Source organism: uncultured Roseibium sp. (genome assembly GCF_963675095.2).
GTDB lineage: Bacteria > Pseudomonadota > Alphaproteobacteria > Rhizobiales > Stappiaceae > Roseibium.
The window spans coordinates 171,764-188,304 of the sequence record NZ_CAXXSJ010000049.1 but is presented as its reverse complement, the minus strand read 5'-3'; the positions used below and the strand labels follow the sequence as shown (position 1 = coordinate 188,304).

At 61.3% G+C, this 16,541-nt stretch carries 18 protein-coding genes and 2 pseudogenes; 18 read left to right on the top strand and 2 right to left on the bottom strand.

Annotated features, from left to right (window positions below; genetic code table 11):
- Positions 1-358 precede the first annotated feature (358 nt).
- The 4 genes and pseudogenes from ABIN98_RS19105 to ABIN98_RS19090 all read left to right on the top strand — a co-directional run.
- Complete coding sequence (locus ABIN98_RS19105; RefSeq protein ID WP_346912145.1) at positions 359-1,588, top strand: D-alanyl-D-alanine carboxypeptidase family protein; 1,230 nt, start codon at positions 359-361, stop codon at positions 1,586-1,588.
- 70 nt (positions 1,589-1,658) lie between these two features.
- Entirely contained in the window at positions 1,659-1,814 is a 156-nt protein-coding gene (locus tag ABIN98_RS19100) for a hypothetical protein (protein ID WP_346912144.1), read from the top strand.
- A gap of 184 nt (positions 1,815-1,998) precedes the next feature.
- On the top strand, positions 1,999-2,253 hold the full coding sequence (locus ABIN98_RS19095; RefSeq protein ID WP_346912143.1) for a hypothetical protein: 255 nt from the start codon (positions 1,999-2,001) through the stop codon (positions 2,251-2,253).
- A 103-nt stretch (positions 2,254-2,356) separates the two neighbouring features.
- A pseudogene (locus ABIN98_RS19090) lies at positions 2,357-3,418 on the top strand (CobW family GTP-binding protein); the annotation flags it as partial.
- Positions 3,419-3,586: 168 nt separating this feature from the next.
- Here ABIN98_RS19090 and tesB read toward each other — a convergent pair.
- Positions 3,587-4,454 (bottom strand): annotated as a pseudogene (tesB, locus tag ABIN98_RS19085) (acyl-CoA thioesterase II).
- A gap of 129 nt (positions 4,455-4,583) precedes the next feature.
- Here tesB and ABIN98_RS19080 point away from each other — a divergent pair.
- From ABIN98_RS19080 to ABIN98_RS19025, 12 genes are all read left to right on the top strand, one after another.
- Positions 4,584-5,825, top strand: a complete 1,242-nt coding sequence (locus tag ABIN98_RS19080) for a ubiquinone biosynthesis hydroxylase (RefSeq protein WP_394701560.1) — start codon at positions 4,584-4,586, stop codon at positions 5,823-5,825.
- Between the two features lie 72 nt (positions 5,826-5,897).
- Positions 5,898-6,752, top strand: a complete 855-nt coding sequence (locus ABIN98_RS19075) for an SDR family oxidoreductase (RefSeq protein ID WP_346912142.1) — start codon at positions 5,898-5,900, stop codon at positions 6,750-6,752.
- A 74-nt stretch (positions 6,753-6,826) separates the two neighbouring features.
- Positions 6,827-7,024, top strand: a complete 198-nt coding sequence (locus ABIN98_RS19070; RefSeq protein WP_346912141.1) for a twin transmembrane helix small protein — start codon at positions 6,827-6,829, stop codon at positions 7,022-7,024.
- A gap of 32 nt (positions 7,025-7,056) precedes the next feature.
- Positions 7,057-7,632 carry a cob(I)yrinic acid a,c-diamide adenosyltransferase gene (locus ABIN98_RS19065; RefSeq protein WP_346912140.1) on the top strand — a complete coding sequence of 192 codons (576 nt, stop codon included), beginning with the start codon at positions 7,057-7,059 and terminating at the stop codon, positions 7,630-7,632.
- A gap of 42 nt (positions 7,633-7,674) precedes the next feature.
- On the top strand, positions 7,675-8,364 hold the full coding sequence (locus tag ABIN98_RS19060; protein WP_346912139.1) for a rhomboid family intramembrane serine protease: 690 nt from the start codon (positions 7,675-7,677) through the stop codon (positions 8,362-8,364).
- Positions 8,365-8,800: 436 nt separating this feature from the next.
- Positions 8,801-9,550, top strand: coding sequence for an electron transfer flavoprotein subunit beta/FixA family protein (locus ABIN98_RS19055; protein ID WP_346892751.1), 750 nt, complete (start codon positions 8,801-8,803; stop codon positions 9,548-9,550).
- A gap of 22 nt (positions 9,551-9,572) precedes the next feature.
- The gene (locus ABIN98_RS19050; protein WP_346912138.1) at positions 9,573-10,505 is read left to right on the top strand and encodes an FAD-binding protein; all 933 of its coding nucleotides are present in this window, start codon (positions 9,573-9,575) and stop codon (positions 10,503-10,505) included.
- A 142-nt stretch (positions 10,506-10,647) separates the two neighbouring features.
- Positions 10,648-11,529, top strand: coding sequence for a 3-hydroxybutyryl-CoA dehydrogenase (locus ABIN98_RS19045; RefSeq protein WP_346912137.1), 882 nt, complete (start codon positions 10,648-10,650; stop codon positions 11,527-11,529).
- A gap of 7 nt (positions 11,530-11,536) precedes the next feature.
- Complete coding sequence (locus tag ABIN98_RS19040) at positions 11,537-13,015, top strand: acyl-CoA synthetase (protein ID WP_346912136.1); 1,479 nt, start codon at positions 11,537-11,539, stop codon at positions 13,013-13,015.
- A gap of 76 nt (positions 13,016-13,091) precedes the next feature.
- Positions 13,092-13,295, top strand: a complete 204-nt coding sequence (locus ABIN98_RS19035) for a putative motility protein (RefSeq protein ID WP_346912135.1) — start codon at positions 13,092-13,094, stop codon at positions 13,293-13,295.
- A 246-nt stretch (positions 13,296-13,541) separates the two neighbouring features.
- On the top strand, positions 13,542-13,802 hold the full coding sequence (locus tag ABIN98_RS19030; RefSeq protein ID WP_346912134.1) for a hypothetical protein: 261 nt from the start codon (positions 13,542-13,544) through the stop codon (positions 13,800-13,802).
- 42 nt (positions 13,803-13,844) lie between these two features.
- Positions 13,845-14,051: a hypothetical protein gene (locus ABIN98_RS19025; protein WP_346912133.1), complete on the top strand. Its 207-nt coding sequence runs from the start codon at positions 13,845-13,847 to the stop codon at positions 14,049-14,051.
- 11 nt (positions 14,052-14,062) lie between these two features.
- On the opposite strand, the gene ABIN98_RS19020 is transcribed toward ABIN98_RS19025, so the two are convergent.
- Positions 14,063-14,725, bottom strand: coding sequence for a TlpA disulfide reductase family protein (locus tag ABIN98_RS19020; protein ID WP_346912132.1), 663 nt, complete (start codon positions 14,723-14,725; stop codon positions 14,063-14,065).
- Between the two features lie 41 nt (positions 14,726-14,766).
- Here ABIN98_RS19020 and argH point away from each other — a divergent pair, with 41 nt between their 5' ends.
- Together argH and ABIN98_RS19010 are read left to right on the top strand one after the other, a co-directional pair.
- Positions 14,767-16,155: an argininosuccinate lyase gene (gene argH / locus ABIN98_RS19015; protein ID WP_346912131.1), complete on the top strand. Its 1,389-nt coding sequence runs from the start codon at positions 14,767-14,769 to the stop codon at positions 16,153-16,155.
- A gap of 61 nt (positions 16,156-16,216) precedes the next feature.
- A complete protein-coding gene (locus ABIN98_RS19010) occupies positions 16,217-16,468 on the top strand; it encodes a lipoprotein (RefSeq protein ID WP_346912130.1) in 252 nt (83 codons plus the stop codon).
- Positions 16,469-16,541: the final 73 nt, after the last annotated feature.

Sequence of the window (16,541 nt, the reverse complement as noted above, 5' to 3'; positions counted from 1 at the left end):
TTGACCGGCGAATGCAAGCCGTCCGGCCGGCATCCGCGTTTTCACGCGTTTGATGCAAACAGGAGGCCATGTCCGATTCCCCGCGCACAATAGGACGGCAGCGATCGGTTTCGATCCGCGAGAAAGGATGAATTTCTGGGCGAATGCCTAAAATCGCGCCAATTCTACAAATTTCCTTAGGTTAGTTTTTGCATTCGGCCGGCCGGATCGTTTATGAATGGGCTTGGCCGGGTGCCGACCGACAATCAGGATCTTAAACATAGCTTTAAAGCTGGGGCGTAAAATTGCTTCCGCCCGATACCTGAAATTCGACCGGCAGGCGACCGAAGCCTGAGACCGTGAATCGATCTGCGAGGAAATGGTGTTCGAAAGACTGCTGCACTCCCGGTTCCATCTGCTCGGCTTGGCGTTCGCGCTTGCCCTCATGGCTTTTTCTGCCACCCCCCTTCGCGCGGAGATCGGCACCTATATCCTGATCGATGCCAGGACCGGGGCTGTCCTGGACGAACAGGACGCCACCCGGAAATGGTATCCCGCATCGCTGACGAAGATGATGACCGCCTATGTCACCTTCAAGGCGATCCGCGAAGGCAAGGCGTCGCTGAATTCGATCGTCGTGCAGTCGGCGAATTCGATCAAGGAACCGCCCAGCAAGATGGGGTTCAAGGTCGGTACGCAATTTACCGTCGAGACCGCCTTGAAGATCATCATGATCAAGTCGGCGAATGACATCGCGGTTGCCCTTGGCGAGGCGATCGGCGGGTCCGAACCCGCCTTCATCGACATGATGAATGCCGAAGCCCGGCGCTTGGGCATGAACGACACGGTTTTCGTCAATCCGAACGGTCTGCCCGACAATCGCCAGATCACCACTGCGCGCGACATGGCGATCCTGGCCCAGGCCCTCAGGAACGACTTTCCGCAGGCTCAGGATTATTACAATCATCCCGGCATAAAGTTCGGCAAGAAGACGCTGCGATCCGCCAATCGGGAATTTCTGATGCGGGTCCGCGGCGCGAACGGCATGAAGACCGGTTACATCTGCAACTCCGGTTACAATGTCGCCGCCTCCGTCACCCGCAACGGCCGCACGCTGATTGCCGTTGTCCTCGGCGCGGCTTCCGGTCTGGAACGGATCGCCTTCACCCGCGACCTGATGGACAAGGGCTTCAGGAAACGGTCCGGTAGGTACAACGCTCAAGACACTGCCCCGCCAGGGCGGCAATCCCCCGGCGGACCATTATTGCAAACGCAACGCAAAACCCGGCGCCGAAGGCATCATGGCGCAGTTCGACATGCAGAGCGGCAAAAGCGGCAGCCCGGTCCTGTCCTACGCCTCCTCCGCCCGCAGCAACGACAGGGGACCGGCGATACCCGGCCTCCGTCTCAGCAAGGGAAGCAAATCTGCCGACACAGGCGGAAAGGTAGATGCCTCGGTCAAACTCGCGAACGGAAAAATCGACTGGGGCAAGGTGATGGACCGGACGATCGGACCGCGCCGGATCGCCTATGCGCCGATTCCGATAAGTCTCAATATCCCGAAGGGCGCGGCACCACCTGCCGCCTCGGTTTCGGCCGACACCGATGATGATTCCGATCAGCCGGACGGCGGACTGTCGATCGCGGTCCCGCTTCCGACCCCGAATCCCATCCGGGTTTTGGAAATCAAGCTGAAATCCGCGGCAAAGGCGGCCTCCCCCGGTGCCGTCGCCCAGAAGGATTTCGTCAAGGCGGAAACCGATGCTCCTATGGCGGCCCCGGGTTCCCTGTTCCAGAAGGGCGCTGGTGTCGCCGTACCGGCTCCGAAGCCTTAGGGTCTGTGCCCGCGGGCCGGTCGACATCCGAAAACCCCGCATGTCCCTACGTTAACGTGATGTTAACCGTTAAAATTAACAGTATATTCAGAATAGCATCTGCTGCGGCGCCCTCCTGATCAGCTTCGGGAAAGTCTCAGTGGTCCATGCTGGGCACAAGCCCTTTATTTTATGGAGCATTTCCATGGCTGAACCGAATTCCTCCGCCACGATCCGGGCGCTGGCCGATCTTGCGGAGCTAAGCGCGACCCAGCTGGAAGAAGGCCGCTCCGTCGACGACATCATCGAAATCCTCCGCAAGGCGGCCAGGTCCGTTCGCTCGGCCCTGGATCCCGATGCCGCAAGATTTGATGCAGCGGAAACAGACGATACGGAAGATGACCTTATACCGATCGATCTGAAAGAAGAAATGAAGAAGGTCGAGGACCTGTCTGCCTGATCATCTGCCCGGTTGGGGCTGGATTTTCCTTCCCGTACATCCTAGGTGACAGCCTGAAGGTTCCGGTATCACGCCGGGACCAGATGGTTGGAGCCTGCTGCCGATGATCGAATCCCCCGCCGAGACTGCATCGGAAGCACCGCAACGCGGGCCGAAGCCGCCGATTCCGCTGTCCGTCATCACCGGATTTCTGGGATCCGGCAAGACGACCCTCCTGAACCGGATCCTGAAGGACCCGGCCATGGCCGATACGGCGGTCATCATCAACGAATTCGGCGAGATCGGCCTCGACCACCTGCTGGTCGATCAGGCAAGCGACGGCATCCTGGAACTGTCTTCAGGCTGCCTGTGCTGTACGATCCGTGGCGACCTGGTCACAACGCTGGAAAATCTCCTGAGACGCCTCGACAACGGCCGCATGGACCGGCTGGCACGGGTGGTCATCGAGACCACCGGGCTCGCCGATCCGGCGCCGATTCTGCACACGATCATGCTGCATCCCTATCTGGTCATGCGCTACCGGCTGGAAAGCGTCGTAACCCTGGTCGATGCGGTCAACGGCCTGGAAACGCTCGACACCCACGAGGAAGCCCGCCGCCAGGTGGCCGTCGCAGACCGGCTGGTCCTGACCAAAACCGATCTGATCGAGACGCAGGAAGCCCGCGAACAGTTCGGCGCGCTCAAGGAACGGCTCGCCCATCTCAATCCGGGAGCACGGCTGCTCGACACTCAGGAAGGCGAGGCAACGCCAGACCGCCTGTTCGACGCCGGGCTCTACAATCCGGAGACGAAAATACCCGATGTCGCCAAATGGCTGAATGCCCAGGCCTACGAGGCCGCGCACGACCATGATCATGGGCATCACCACCATCACGGGCACCATCACCATGGACATGACCACGACCATCATGGGCACGACGTGAACCGCCATGATGACAAGATCCGCGCCTTTACCCTGTCTACCGATCGGCCGGTCTCCGCCTCCGCGCTGGAAATGTTTCTCGACCTGCTGCGCTCCGCCCACGGGCCGAAACTGCTCAGGGTCAAGGGCATCGTTCAGATAGCCGAGGATCCGGACCGTCCGGTCGTGATCCATGGCGTCCAGCACGTCTTCCACCCGCCCGCGACCCTGGAAGGCTGGCCGGATGAGGACCACCGCACGCGCATGGTCTTCATCACCTACGATCTTTCGGAAGGCTTCGTGCGCAAGATGTTCGAGGCCTTTTCAGGCGCGCTCCTGCCCCGACACGCCGGACGCCGAGGCCATGACCCAACAACCCGCTGGCCGTCTCGGGCTTCACCAGCCCGATCCGGAATTAATCGGCGTTGGCGCTCACACTTCGGTTCTGAGCCGCATCAGGCCTTCCTGCGCCGTGGAGGCAACCAGCCTGCCGCCCAGGTCGAACAGGGATCCGCGGTTGAACCCGCGCGCGCCGGAACTCGACGGACTGTCGCAGGAATAAAGCAGCCATTCATCGGCCTTGAACGGCCGATGGAACCACATGGCATGATCCAGGCTCGCACATTGAACCCGGTCGCTGAAGACCGACAGCCCGTGCGGATGCAGGGCCGTGTCCAGAAGCGTCAGGTCGGAAGCATAGGCGAGCACGCCATTGATGGATGCGCGGAACGTCCGGCAACGTATCGGTCGCCCGGACCCAGACATGCTGCACCGGCGGCAGCGGTTCCTCGGAAAAATAGTGGGTCAGATCGACGGGACGCATTTCGATCGGGCGTTCCCGCTCCCAGTAATGGCGCACGTTTTCCGGTGCCATTTCAAGGAACTTCCCCTTCAGCTCCTGCTCGCTCGGCAGGTCTTCCGGTCTCGGCACATCCGGCATCTTGATCTGGTGCTCCATGCCTTCCTCGATCACCTGGAAGGAGGCCGACATGGAGAAGATCGCCTTGCCGTGCTGGATCGCCACCACCCGTCGGGTGGTAAAGCTGCCGCCGTCGCGAATCCGGTCGACTTCGTAGATAATCGGCACCGACGGATCGCCCGGGCGCATGAAATAGCCGTGGAGGGAATGCACATGCCGGTCCTCGACCACCGTTCTGGAGGCCGCGACCAGCGCCTGCCCGATGACCTGGCCGCCGAACACCCGCTGCCATCCCACCTGGGGGCTGCGACCACGAAACAGGTTGTGTTCCAGCGGCTCCAGGTCGAGAATTTCAAGAAGTGTGTCAATGGCCGTGTTCATCGGCGCGATCCCTGCTAAATAAGACAGTCGAAGCACATGTTGATCGCCATTTGGGGATGGCGTGCCACTGAGATGGGCGAGCCACGGCACATAAGTCAAGTTGCCCTAAAGGAACGGTCCCGGAGACGGATGATGGTAAAAACCGGCAAGAACACCGAAATGCAGGACGTCGTCATTGCTGGCGGCGGATATGTGGGTCTGTCGCTTGCACTTGCACTCAAACAGGCCGACCCCACGCTGAAAGTCGCCGTTATCGATCCCAAACCGACCGAAACCCTGGCGAAGGACCCAAGAGCATCGGCCATCGCGGCCGCGGCCTGCCGCATGCTCGACCAACTCGGTGTCTGGCAGAAAATCCTCCCCTCCGCGCAGCCGATCAACGAGATGATCGTGACCGACAGCAAGCTGCGCGATGTGGTCCGGCCGGTGTTCCTGACCTTCGACGGGGAGACGGCCGAAGGCGAGCCTTTTGCCCACATGGTGCCGAACGGCGCCATGCTGCCGGCGCTTTACGAGGCCGCCGCCGGCGCCGGCGTCGCCTTTCATGCGCCCGACAGTGCCGAAACCTTCAGCAACACCAACGATCATGTCTCCCTGACCCTGGCGAGCGGCCAGACCCTGTCGACCCGCCTTCTGATTGCCGCCGACGGCGTCCGTTCCAAGCTGCGCGACCTTGCCGGAATCCGCACCGTTTACTGGGACTACGGCCAGTCCGGCATCGTGACCACCGTCAGGCATGAGCGGCCGCATAACGGCCGCGCCGAAGAACATTTCCTGCCCGCGGGCCCCTTCGCGATCCTGCCCCTGCCCGGCAACCGGTCGTCCCTTGTCTGGACCGAACGCACCGCCGACGCCAAACGGCTCGTCGCCAGCGACGACTTCACCTTCGAGATCGAGCTGGAGCGCCGCTTCGGTCATCATCTGGGGAAAATCGAGCTCGACGGTCCGCGCCACGCCTATCCGCTGGGCCTGCGCCTTGCCCGTGACTTCGTCAAACCGCGTTTTGCCCTCGCCGGCGATGCGGCCCACGGCATTCACCCGATTGCCGGCCAGGGCCTGAACATGGGCTTCCGCGACGTGGCCGCCCTGTCGGAAGTCCTGATCGAGGCGCGCCGCCTGGGTCAGGATATCGGTGCGCTCGACGTTCTGGAACGCTATCAGCGTTGGCGCCGGTTCGACACGTTCCAGATGGGCGTGGTCACCGATGTGCTCAACCGGCTGTTTTCCAACGACAACGACATCCTCCGCGGCATACGGGATTTCGGACTGGGCCTCGTCGACCGGATGCCCGGCCTGAAGACCCATTTCATCAAGGAGGCCGCCGGATTTGCCGGTCCTTCCCCGAAGCTGCTATCAGGTGAACCGCTTTAGCTCCCGTTGCGCTTTTTTAATTGCCACCTCCTTTGAAGCGATCGACGCCACCGCATGTCTGACGATGTCTTGATGTTCACGAAGCCGCGGACGCTCCTGATCACGGGTTGCTCGTCCGGTATCGGCGAAGCTGCGGCGCATTTGATGCGGGGGCGGGATTGGCGGGTTTTTGCCACTGCGCGCAAGACCGAGGATGTCGAACGGCTGCGGCAGCAGGGCTTTGAAGCTTTTCGCCTGGATTATGAGGACCCCGACAGCATCATGAATGCGGCCGATTCGGTCCTGGAAGCCTGCGACGGAAAGCTCGACGCCCTGTTCAACAACGGCGCCTATGCGGTTCCGGGCGCCCTGGAAGACATGCCGGTCGCCGCCCTGCGCAGCCTGTTTGAGGCCAATTTCATCGGCTGGCACGATCTGACCCAACGCATCATTCCCTCCATGCGCCTCAACAGGAGCGGCCGCATCGTCCAGTGCTCCTCGGTTCTGGGGCTGGTCGCGCTGAAATATCGTGGCGCCTATACTGCCTCGAAATTCGCCCTTGAGGCCTATTCCGACACCTTGCGCCAGGAACTCTGGGGGACGGGAATTCATGTCAGCCTGATCGAACCCGGACCGATCGACACCCGTTTCACACCGAATGCCCTCGCCAATTTCGACCGCTGGATCGGGAAAGAGACCATGAAGGCCTCGCCCCATCGCAAGTCCTATGAGAAACGGCGCAAGCGCATGAAAAAGGGTGAACCCGGGCCGTTCAAGCTGCCGCCTTCGGCCGTGGTCAAGCGTCTGATTCATGCGCTTGAAGCCAAACGACCGAAACCGCGCTATTATGTCACGATACCGACGACGGTCATGGGTGTGGCAAAACGGCTGCTTTCGACGAGACTCATGGACCGGGCTTGTCTGGCCGCAGCGAAATCGGAGGAATGACCTCACTCTCTCGCCGGCCATATCCCTGAACCGGACACATTTTCGGCCGCGCGCGGCCAGATACAGGAATGGAAATGGAAACTCTCTATAACGCACTGGTGCCGATCGGAATGGCGGCAGTGACCATCGTGCTTCTTCTGGGGATCTGGAACATGCTGCGAGGCGGTCCGGGCAACCGCTCGCAGATGCTGATGCGCTGGCGCGTCGGCCTGCAGTTCATCGTCATCGTCGTCATCATGACCGGGATCTATTTCTTCGGTCCCGCACACTAAAGTCCCGACCCGAACCAAGAGCATCGAGGCACATGGTCGTTCTGAACAAGATCTACACGAAGACCGGCGACGACGGCACGACCGCGCTCGGCACCGGCGAACGCCGGCCGAAGAACGATCTGCGTATCGAGGCCTACGGCACGGTTGACGAAACCAATGCCATCGTCGGCATCGTCCGCCTGCACACCGCCGCGAGCGCAGACGATGTGGATGCGATCCTCGGACGGATCCAGAACGACCTGTTCGATCTTGGCGCCGACCTTGCCACGCCGGAAACGGACGAGGACCTGGGCTACGAGCCGCTGCGCCTGACGGACGGCCAGGTGGGCGCCCTGGAAGAGGCGATCGACCGGCTCAACGCCGATTTGCAGCCACTGCGCTCTTTCGTCCTGCCCGGAGGAAGCCCGGCCGCGGCCCATCTTCACCTGGCACGCACCGTTTCGCGGCGCGCCGAACGCCTGATGGTGGAACTGCAGGCCCGCGAAAAGATCAACCCCTGCGCCATCCGCTACATGAACCGTCTGTCGGATTTCTTTTTCGTCGCCTCGCGATTCCTGAATTCGAAAGACGACGGCGACGTGCTATGGGTTCCCGGTCAAAACCGCTGAACGTCTGAACATGTATTCCTGGCGGTTCTAAGAGGACCGCCGATGTTCATACCGCTGCACGACCACAACACGATCAAGCACGTTTACAAACCCTTCGTGAACTGGACGTTGCTCGCGGCGAATGTCTTTGTCTTTGTCGTCATCCAGCACGCCGGCATTGGTGATGCGGCCACCATTACCGATTACAGCTATGGCCTGATCTCCAGCGTCCTGTTCGACATGAAGGATCTGACGCCGGACCTGCAGGCGGTTCCCGATGCCGCGACCTTGGTCACCTACGCCTTTCTCCATGGCGACTGGATGCACCTGATCGGCAACATGCTGTTCCTGTGGGTCTTCGGTGACAATGTGGAAGACGCCATGGGTCATGTCCGCTATCTGGTGTTTTACCTCGCTTGTGCCGCAGGTGCCGGCCTTGCCTATGCAATCACGTCCTTCGGCTCGGACGCGCCGTTGATTGGCGCCTCGGGCGCGACGGCCGGCATCATCGCGGCATATCTGATGCTTCACCCGCATGTGAAGGTCTGGGTTCTCGCCCTTGGCCGGATTCCCTTGCGCCTGTCCGCCCGCTGGGTTCTGGGCGCCTGGATCGTTCTGCAGGTCTATAACGTGGTGCTCAACCAGGACAGCAATGTGGCCTGGTCCGCTCATATCGGCGGATTGATCACCGGAGCGATCCTGGTCCTGTTTCTGCGCAGGAGAGGCGTGCCGTTGTTCGACAAGAACCTGTGACCGGGCTTCGTAACGGGGGCCGGTAACCCGGACTTGTAGCTGGGGCCTATGACCGGTCATCTCCAATACCTATGAAGGCACCGGGTCGCTTATGCTGCGCTTCACGCCGGTTTTCGAACCGGATACCGTGTTTACCTCCCCATAATGAGGAATTGGCATGCCGGTCCGTCCCGTTTATGGTCGCGGCCGCAGGATCGAATGGACTGGAACGGATGTTTGCATGGGTACAATTGACAGCCACAGGAAGTCAGAATGAAACCCGATTTCGCAAACTTCCGCAAAGCCATCGTTGACACATGAACTACAGGTGATTACCGTCCCGCGTCATGCGCCAGGATTGGCCGAAAACTGCAGTTTATGACCCTTTGTCCCTGCGATGGCGAAGCCGAATGATGCGGTGCGGCATCCCTGCCCACCCAGCGGAGGTTGAAACCTTATGAAAATCCTTGTGCCCGTTAAGCGGGTAATTGACTACAATGTTAAAGTCCGTGTGAAAGCGGATGGTTCCGGTGTCGATCTTGCCAACGTCAAGATGTCGATGAACCCCTTCGACGAGATCGCCGTTGAAGAAGCCCTGCGCCTGAAAGAGGCCGGCAAGGCGGAAGAAGTCATCGTCGTTTCCGTTGGCCCGCAGCAGGCGACCGAGACCCTTCGCACGGGTCTGGCCATGGGCGCCGATCGCGGCATTCTGGTCAAGACCGATGAAACCACCGAACCGCTGGCTGTCGCCAAGATCCTGAAGGGCATCGTCGAAGCCGAAGAGCCCGGTCTTGTCATCCTCGGCAAGCAGGCCATCGACGACGACTGCAACCAGACCGGCCAGATGCTCGCCGCCCTGCTCGGCTGGGCCCAGGGCACGTTCGCGTCCAAGGTCGATCTCGGCGACGGGACTGTCGATGTCACCCGCGAAGTCGACGGCGGCCTGCAGACGATCAAGCTGAAAATGCCGGCCATCGTGACCACGGACCTGCGCCTCAACGAGCCGCGTTATGCGTCCCTGCCGAACATCATGAAGGCGAAGAAAAAGCCGATCGACGAAAAGACCCCGGACGACTTCGGCGTCGATATCGCTCCGCGCCTGACCGTCGTCTCCACCGCCGAGCCGGCATCCCGCCAGGCCGGTGTGAAGGTCGGCTCCGTGGCCGAACTCGTCGACAAGCTCAAGAACGAAGCCGGCGTCCTTTAAGACGCGCCCAGGAGGATAACCAATGACAACACTTCTTGTGGCCGAACATGCCGGCGGCGCGCTCAACGATGCCACCGCCAAGGCCCTGACCGCAGCGGTAGCCCTGGGTGGCGACGTTCATGTGCTGGTTGCCGGCAAGGATGTCGGCCCGGTTGCCGATGCGGCTGCCAAACTGACCGGCGTCGCCAAGGTCCTGACCGCGGACAGCGACGATCTCGCCCACCAGCTCGCCGAGCCGATGGCAGCCCTGATCGTCGACCTCGCAGGCTCCTATGACGCCATCGTCGCGCCGGCCACCGCCAACGGCAAGAATGTCCTGCCCCGCGTCGCGGCCCTGCTCGACGTGATGCAGATTTCCGACGTCATCAAGGTGGTCGATGCGGACACGTTCGAACGCCCGATCTATGCCGGCAACGCGATCCAGACAGTGAAATCCGGTGATCCGAAGAAGGTGATCACGGTCCGGACCTCGACCTTCGCCGCCGCCGAAGAAGGCGGATCGGCTCCGATCGAGGCTGCGTCCGCTCCTGCGGCGGCGGGCCTGTCCGACTTCGTCGGCGAGGAACTGTCCAAGTCCGATCGTCCGGAACTGACGTCTGCAAAGATCATCATCTCCGGCGGCCGCGCGCTCGGCTCGGAAGAAAAGTTCCAGGAAGTCATCATGCCGGTGGCCGATGCGCTGGGTGCCGCCGTCGGCGCATCCCGTGCCGCCGTCGACGCGGGCTATGCCCCGAACGACTGGCAGGTCGGTCAGACCGGCAAGGTGGTCGCCCCGGAACTCTACATCGCCTGCGGCATTTCCGGTGCCATCCAGCATCTGGCCGGCATGAAGGATTCGAAGGTGATCGTGGCCATCAACAAGGACGAAGAAGCCCCGATCTTCCAGGTCGCGGACTACGGCCTGGTCGCGGACCTCTTCGACGTTCTGCCGGAACTGAAGGCAGCCGTCGAGTAATCGGCGGATCGTACTTACATACCCTCCCTTGGACGGAAATGACGAATTCCGCCCAAGGGTTCTTGCCGTTCGGCATTATACTTGCCAAGAATAGCCCGGCTGGGCTTCCGGACGGATTGTCACTTAAGGATCGGAATGGACGATGGTGGTCGAAATCAAGAAAGTCGGTGTGATTGGATCTGGCCAGATGGGCAGCGGCATCGCTCATGTCTGCGCACTGGCCGGTTTCGACGTGGCCTTGAGCGATCTCTCCATGGAAAAGATCGAATCGGGTCTCGCCTCGATCAACGGCAACATGGCCAAGCAGGTCCAGAAGGAACAGATTACCGAAGAGGCGCGGACCGCCGCCCTCGACCGGATCACGCCCGCGGTTGACCTCGACCTGTTGAGCGAAGTCGATCTCGTTATCGAATCGGCCGTCGAAAACGAACAGGTCAAGCGCAAGATCTTCTCCCAGCTCTGCCCGATCCTGAAGCCGGAAGCCCTGCTGGCAACCAACACCTCCTCCATCTCCATCACACGCCTGGCGGCCTCCACGGATCGCCCGGAACGGTTCATCGGAATTCACTTCATGAATCCGGTGCCGCTGATGGAACTGGTCGAACTGGTGCGCGGCATCGCGACTGAGGATGAAACCTTCGAAGCGTCGAAGACCTTCGTCGACCGTCTCGGCAAGCAGATCGCGGTCGCGGAAGATTTCCCGGCCTTCATGGTCAACCGCATCCTGCTGCCGATGATCAACGAAGCCATCTACACCCTTTACGAAGGGGTCGGATCGGTGGAATCGATCGACAAGGCCATGAAACTCGGCGCCAATCACCCGATGGGTCCGCTGCAGCTGGCCGACTTCATCGGTCTCGACACCTGTCTGTCGATCATGCAGGTCCTTTACGAAGGCCTCGCCGACACCAAGTACCGGCCGTGCCCGCTGCTGGTGAAATACGTCGAAGCCGGCTGGCTGGGCCGCAAGACCCAGCGCGGGTTCTACGACTATCGCGGTGAAACGCCGGTTCCGACCCGCTAAATCATAAATGAATCTTGCCCGCTATTGCCTGACCAACGCGTCACCCGCCCCCGAGGCGGTCGCGTTGGAGGTGGTCGGCCCGAACGGCGTCCAGAAAGAACGCTGGACTTACGGCGAGATCGAGAGGGTCATCCTTTCCGTCGCCGGCGGACTGACCGAAAAAGGCCTGAAGCGCGGCGACCGTATCCTGGTGCGGCTCGGCCATTCCAGCGACTTCCCGCTGGTCTTCTTCGGCGCGATTGCCGGCGGTTTCGTTCCGATCCCCACATCCGAAATGCTGACCTCGGCAGAGACGACCGCTATCCTTGAAGACAGCGGCGCGGCCGCCGTGATCCATGACGGACGCACGGCCCTTCCTCAAGGCGCTGCCCTGGTTCTGGGCCCGGAGGATCTGGCGGCACTCAAGGTATTCGAGGGTGGGGAATACGCGGATACGCAAGCCGACGATCCGGCCTTCCTGATCTACACCTCCGGCACCAGCGGCACGCCCAAGGGCGTCCTCCATGCGCAACGCGCCGCCATTGGGCGCACGCCGATGTACAAGGGCTGGTACGGCATCTTCTCCGCCGACCGGCTGCTGCATGCCGGCGCATTCAACTGGACCTATACGCTCGGTGTCGGCCTGATGGACCCTTGGGCCAACGGCGCCACGAGCCTGGTCTATGACGGCCCCCGTGACCCGGAAATCTGGCCGGACCTCATCGAAAGCTGCAAAGCGACCCTGTTTGCCGCCGTTCCCAGCCTGTACCGGCGCCTTCTGAAATACGGCGATGTCGACACGGGATCGTTTCCCTTCCTGCGCCACGGGCTGACCGCGGGTGAAGCCCTGCCGGCGGGTCTTCATGACGAATGGGTCGAGCGCACCGGACGCCCACTCTATGAAGCGCTCGGCATGAGTGAAATCTCCACCTACATTTCCAGCGGCCCCGCGGTCCCGACACGGCCCGGATCGCCCGGAAAACCCCAGACCGGCCGGAAGGTCGCCATCCTGACCGAAGACGGCGAAGGCGAGGAATTCGCCGCCATCGACGAGCCGGGCCTTCTGGCGATACACGAAAGTGAAACCGGCCTGATGCTCGGCTACTGGAACCGCCCGGAGGAAACGGCGGCCGCCTTCCGGGCCGGTTGGTTCCTGACCGGCGACCGGGCAAGAAAAGATCAGGACGGCTATTATTGGTACGAAGGCCGCGCCGACGATCTCATGAACGCCTTCGGCTATCGCGTTGCCCCGGAAGAAGTCGAACGGACACTCAGCGCGCATCCGGACGTCCTTGAAGTCGCGGTCACGGCCGTGCTGGTGCGCGAAGGCGTCAGCCTGATCACCGCCTTCGTCGTCCCCAGGACGCCGGGCTGGCATGACGAAACGGCCCTGGCCGATTGGGCGCACGACCGGCTCGCGGAGTACAAACGCCCGAAAGCCTACCGCTTCGTCGCATCCCTGCCGCGCACGCCCTCGGGCAAGATCCGCCGAAAGGCGCTTATTTAACGTTTCCGCTAAGCTTTTGTTTACCCTGTCTTAACGGCTCTTAACCTAAAAACGGGACAACCCGTTGGAGACCGGAATGGACAGTACTGGCATCGCCGCGACCTACGCGGTCACATCGCAGGCGCAAACACAGCAGGCCCTTCAGACGCAAATGATGAAGATGGCCGTGGCCCAGGATGCCAGTGTCGTCGCGTTGCTTCAGTCCGGAGCCGAAAGCCTGGCGCAGACGACCAGTGCTCCACCACCCGGCATGGGCAATACGGTCGACGTCACCGCCTGATACCAATCGAGCTGAAAAAACATCAAAGCCGTTCAAATGAGCGGCTTTTTTTATTTGCTTATGATTGAAGTTATTGTCCTTCAACATCAGAAGCTTACCCAAAGTTCGATAAATTTTTATTTAAATACATTTTATGTAAAAAACATCATTTAAAGCCTGAAATCCAATTAAAGAGAAGATTTACTTTTATTTACTGTTGCTCGCTTTAAATATCCGGCAAGTCGGTTCCAAGAAGTGGAAAGAACGATGCCGGAAGGAATTGGATACGGCCAGCAGGCCGCTTCCGCCTCTTCTGCGGCGACGTCGCAACGCCAGAAGGTGGCGGAACAAATTGAACGCATCAGTGCCCGCAAGGAAAGAACTGTTGCGGAAGTCGTCCGGAGACAGGCGGATTTCAGCGCCAACAGGGCTGAAAACCTGACGCGGCAGGCCGAGCAGGCCCAAAACCGCGTCGAGTCCCGCGAGGCTCAACAAGGCCTGGGTCTCAGGCTGGACGTCAGCGTCTGAATGAGAGCGCGCACTCCCTGCGCGCCGAACAGGAGAAGAAACATGGATAGCGTTTCCAGCGCAGGCTCGTCCGCCGCTCAGGCTGCCAATATCCGCAGTGAATTGGCAACGAACGCCATTCGCGATGCGAATGAACAGGAACGGGCGGTCGCGGACCGGGTCGAAGACGCACAGTCGACCGAACAGCAAGCCCGCCGCGAACAGCGGCAGATTCCCGGGCTCGGCCAGGCAGTCGATATCACCGCCTGACGTGACCGTGGCTACTCGGCCTTCGTCTTCATCGCGGCCGATATGAGAGATTTGGCTTCGCCGGATGCCCATTCGGCGGGGCCATACATTGTTCCGATCTCGCATCCCGAGGGACCGACGAGAATCGTTGTCGGCAGGCCCGTCGCCCTGGCCTTTGCCTTGAGATCCTTGAGGATGCCATTGCTGGCGTCGCTGTAGTAATCGAGGCGGCTCACGCCGATTTCCTTCCAGAAGGCCTTTGGCTTCTCCGGTCCGCCCCGATCGACGTTTACCGCGACCACCTGGAAATCCTCGCCCCCCATGTCCGCCTGAAGCTCGTCGAGCGCCGGCATTTCCTTCCGGCAGGGCGCGCACCATGTCGCCCACAGGTTCAGCAGAATTGTGCGGCCCTGGAAATCGCCGATGCTGACCGGATTTCCGTCCGGGTCGTTGAAAGTCAGCTCAGAAAGCCCGAGGGGACGCTCCGCGGGACGAAAGGCGGCGACCTCGCCGGTCGCGAACGGCCCGGCCTTTTCCGCCAGCTCCATTTCCAGCGCGCAGCTTTGCGTATCGTCCGTGTTGCCATGCGGCCCGACGATCACGTATACCGCCGCAAGTACGGCGGCTGTGCCGGCAATGCCTGCGGCGATCAGACGCCGATTGGGGCGTTGTCCGGGTTCGGTCGGCTTGGTCATTCTACAAAACCTCGCAAGGGGCGTGATTAAAGGGACAGGGCATGAGCAATCGCATGTGGGGCGGCCGGTTTGCCGAAGGACCGGATGCCATCATGGAGGAAATCAACGCCTCCATCGATTACGACCGCAAGCTATATAGGCAAGACATTGCCGGATCTAAAGCCCACGTGCTCATGCTGGCGGCTTGTGAAATCGTCACGCAGGACGATGCGGACAAGATCGTTCAAGGTCTAGACACGATCCTGTCAGAAATCGAACGCGGCGAGTTCAAGTTCTCCCGCGCGCTCGAAGATATCCATATGAACATCGAGGCGCGTCTGGCCGAACTGATCGGCCCGGCGGCCGGCCGGCTGCACACCGCCCGCTCCCGCAACGACCAGGTGGCGACCGATTTCCGGCTCTGGGTGCGCGACACGCTCGACACGCTCGACGAACAGCTGACCGACCTGATGCAGGCGCTCGCCGAAAAGGCGGAGACCCATGCCGGCGACGTCATGCCCGGCTTTACCCATCTCCAGTCCGCTCAGCCGGTCACCTTCGGCCATCATCTGCTGGCTTACGTGGAAATGTTTTCCCGCGACCGCGGCCGGGTCCGCGATGCCCGCAAGCGCATGAACGAAAGTCCGCTCGGTGCGGCCGCGCTGGCCGGCACGTCTTTCCCGATCGATCGTCATGCGACCGCTGAAGCCCTCGGCTTCGACCGGCCGACGGCCAATTCGCTGGACGCGGTTTCCGACCGGGATTTCGTGATCGAAGCGCTTGCCGCGGCCTCGCTCTGCGCCATGCACCTGTCGCGCCTGGCGGAAGAAATCGTCATCTGGTGTTCCGCCCAGTTCGGTTTCATCAAGCTGTCCGACAAGTTCTCCACCGGCTCCTCGATCATGCCGCAGAAGAAGAACCCGGATGCCGCCGAGCTGGTGCGCGCAAAGACCGGGCGCATCTACGGCGCGCTGCAAGCGCTGTTGACCATGATGAAGGGCCTGCCGCTCGCCTATTCCAAGGACATGCAGGAAGACAAGGAACAGGCCTTCGACGGTCTGGCCAGCATCTCCCTGGCCCTGGCCGCCATGACCGGGATGGTGAAAGACCTGGAGCCCGTCACCAAGGTAATGAAAAAGGCCGCCGGTTCCGGCTATTCGACCGCGACCGACCTGGCGGATTGGCTGGTCCGGGTTCTCGGCCTGCCGTTCCGCGACGCCCACCATGTGACCGGCCGGATTGTCGCCATCGCGGTCGACAAGAACATCGAACTGCACAAGGTCTCGCTCGAAGAGATGCAGGCGGTGGAACCGAAAATCACGGACGAAATCTATTCGGTTCTGTCTGTCGACAAGTCGGTCAGGAGCCGGACCAGCTACGGCGGAACTTCTCCCGTCAACGTCCGCAAGCAGGCGCGCCGCTGGCTGAAGGACCTTGCCCGCGGCAAATAACGCACTGATGGGTGAAATCGGCCTTGCCGAGCGACAGCGCTCGTGCGAGGAAACAGATGGAATGCACGATTTGAGCAAAGGGGCGACCATAACCATGCATCGCGGATCCAAGGCGCTGTTGTTGTGTGCGCTTGCGCTCACGCTGGCACTGGGCGGCTGCGGACGGCGTGGCGCCCTGGATGTCCCGGGAGCACCCGCGGCGACGGGTACGTCCGATGAAGCCGGACAGATCGACCCGGCCGGTCCGGCACCGGAACAGCAGGACGTCAAACCGGCAAGAGACAGCTTTCCGCTGGACTTCCTGATCAGGTAGCCGCGGCAATCACGCACTGCCCCTGCGCCTTAGGTTAAGGACCCTAGTGCCCCTGATTTACTCGAGGACATCC

Coding starts and splice junctions, on each gene's coding strand:
- ABIN98_RS19095 (WP_346912143.1), top strand. CDS start 1,999: ATGGCTGAACCGAATTCCTCCGCCACGATCCGGGCGCTGGCCGATCTT.
- ABIN98_RS19065 (WP_346912140.1), top strand. CDS start 7,057: ATGGTCGTTCTGAACAAGATCTACACGAAGACCGGCGACGACGGCACG.
- ABIN98_RS19050 (WP_346912138.1), top strand. CDS start 9,573: ATGACAACACTTCTTGTGGCCGAACATGCCGGCGGCGCGCTCAACGAT.
- ABIN98_RS19025 (WP_346912133.1), top strand. CDS start 13,845: ATGGATAGCGTTTCCAGCGCAGGCTCGTCCGCCGCTCAGGCTGCCAAT.
- ABIN98_RS19010 (WP_346912130.1), top strand. CDS start 16,217: ATGCACGATTTGAGCAAAGGGGCGACCATAACCATGCATCGCGGATCC.
- ABIN98_RS19075 (WP_346912142.1), top strand. CDS start 5,898: ATGTTCACGAAGCCGCGGACGCTCCTGATCACGGGTTGCTCGTCCGGT.
- ABIN98_RS19020 (WP_346912132.1), bottom strand. CDS start 14,725: ATGACCAAGCCGACCGAACCCGGACAACGCCCCAATCGGCGTCTGATC.
- ABIN98_RS19070 (WP_346912141.1), top strand. CDS start 6,827: ATGGAAACTCTCTATAACGCACTGGTGCCGATCGGAATGGCGGCAGTG.
- ABIN98_RS19055 (WP_346892751.1), top strand. CDS start 8,801: ATGAAAATCCTTGTGCCCGTTAAGCGGGTAATTGACTACAATGTTAAA.
- ABIN98_RS19040 (WP_346912136.1), top strand. CDS start 11,537: ATGAATCTTGCCCGCTATTGCCTGACCAACGCGTCACCCGCCCCCGAG.
- ABIN98_RS19105 (WP_346912145.1), top strand. CDS start 359: ATGGTGTTCGAAAGACTGCTGCACTCCCGGTTCCATCTGCTCGGCTTG.
- ABIN98_RS19030 (WP_346912134.1), top strand. CDS start 13,542: ATGCCGGAAGGAATTGGATACGGCCAGCAGGCCGCTTCCGCCTCTTCT.
- ABIN98_RS19080 (WP_394701560.1), top strand. CDS start 4,584: ATGATGGTAAAAACCGGCAAGAACACCGAAATGCAGGACGTCGTCATT.
- argH (WP_346912131.1), top strand. CDS start 14,767: ATGAGCAATCGCATGTGGGGCGGCCGGTTTGCCGAAGGACCGGATGCC.
- ABIN98_RS19060 (WP_346912139.1), top strand. CDS start 7,675: ATGTTCATACCGCTGCACGACCACAACACGATCAAGCACGTTTACAAA.
- ABIN98_RS19035 (WP_346912135.1), top strand. CDS start 13,092: ATGGACAGTACTGGCATCGCCGCGACCTACGCGGTCACATCGCAGGCG.
- ABIN98_RS19045 (WP_346912137.1), top strand. CDS start 10,648: ATGGTGGTCGAAATCAAGAAAGTCGGTGTGATTGGATCTGGCCAGATG.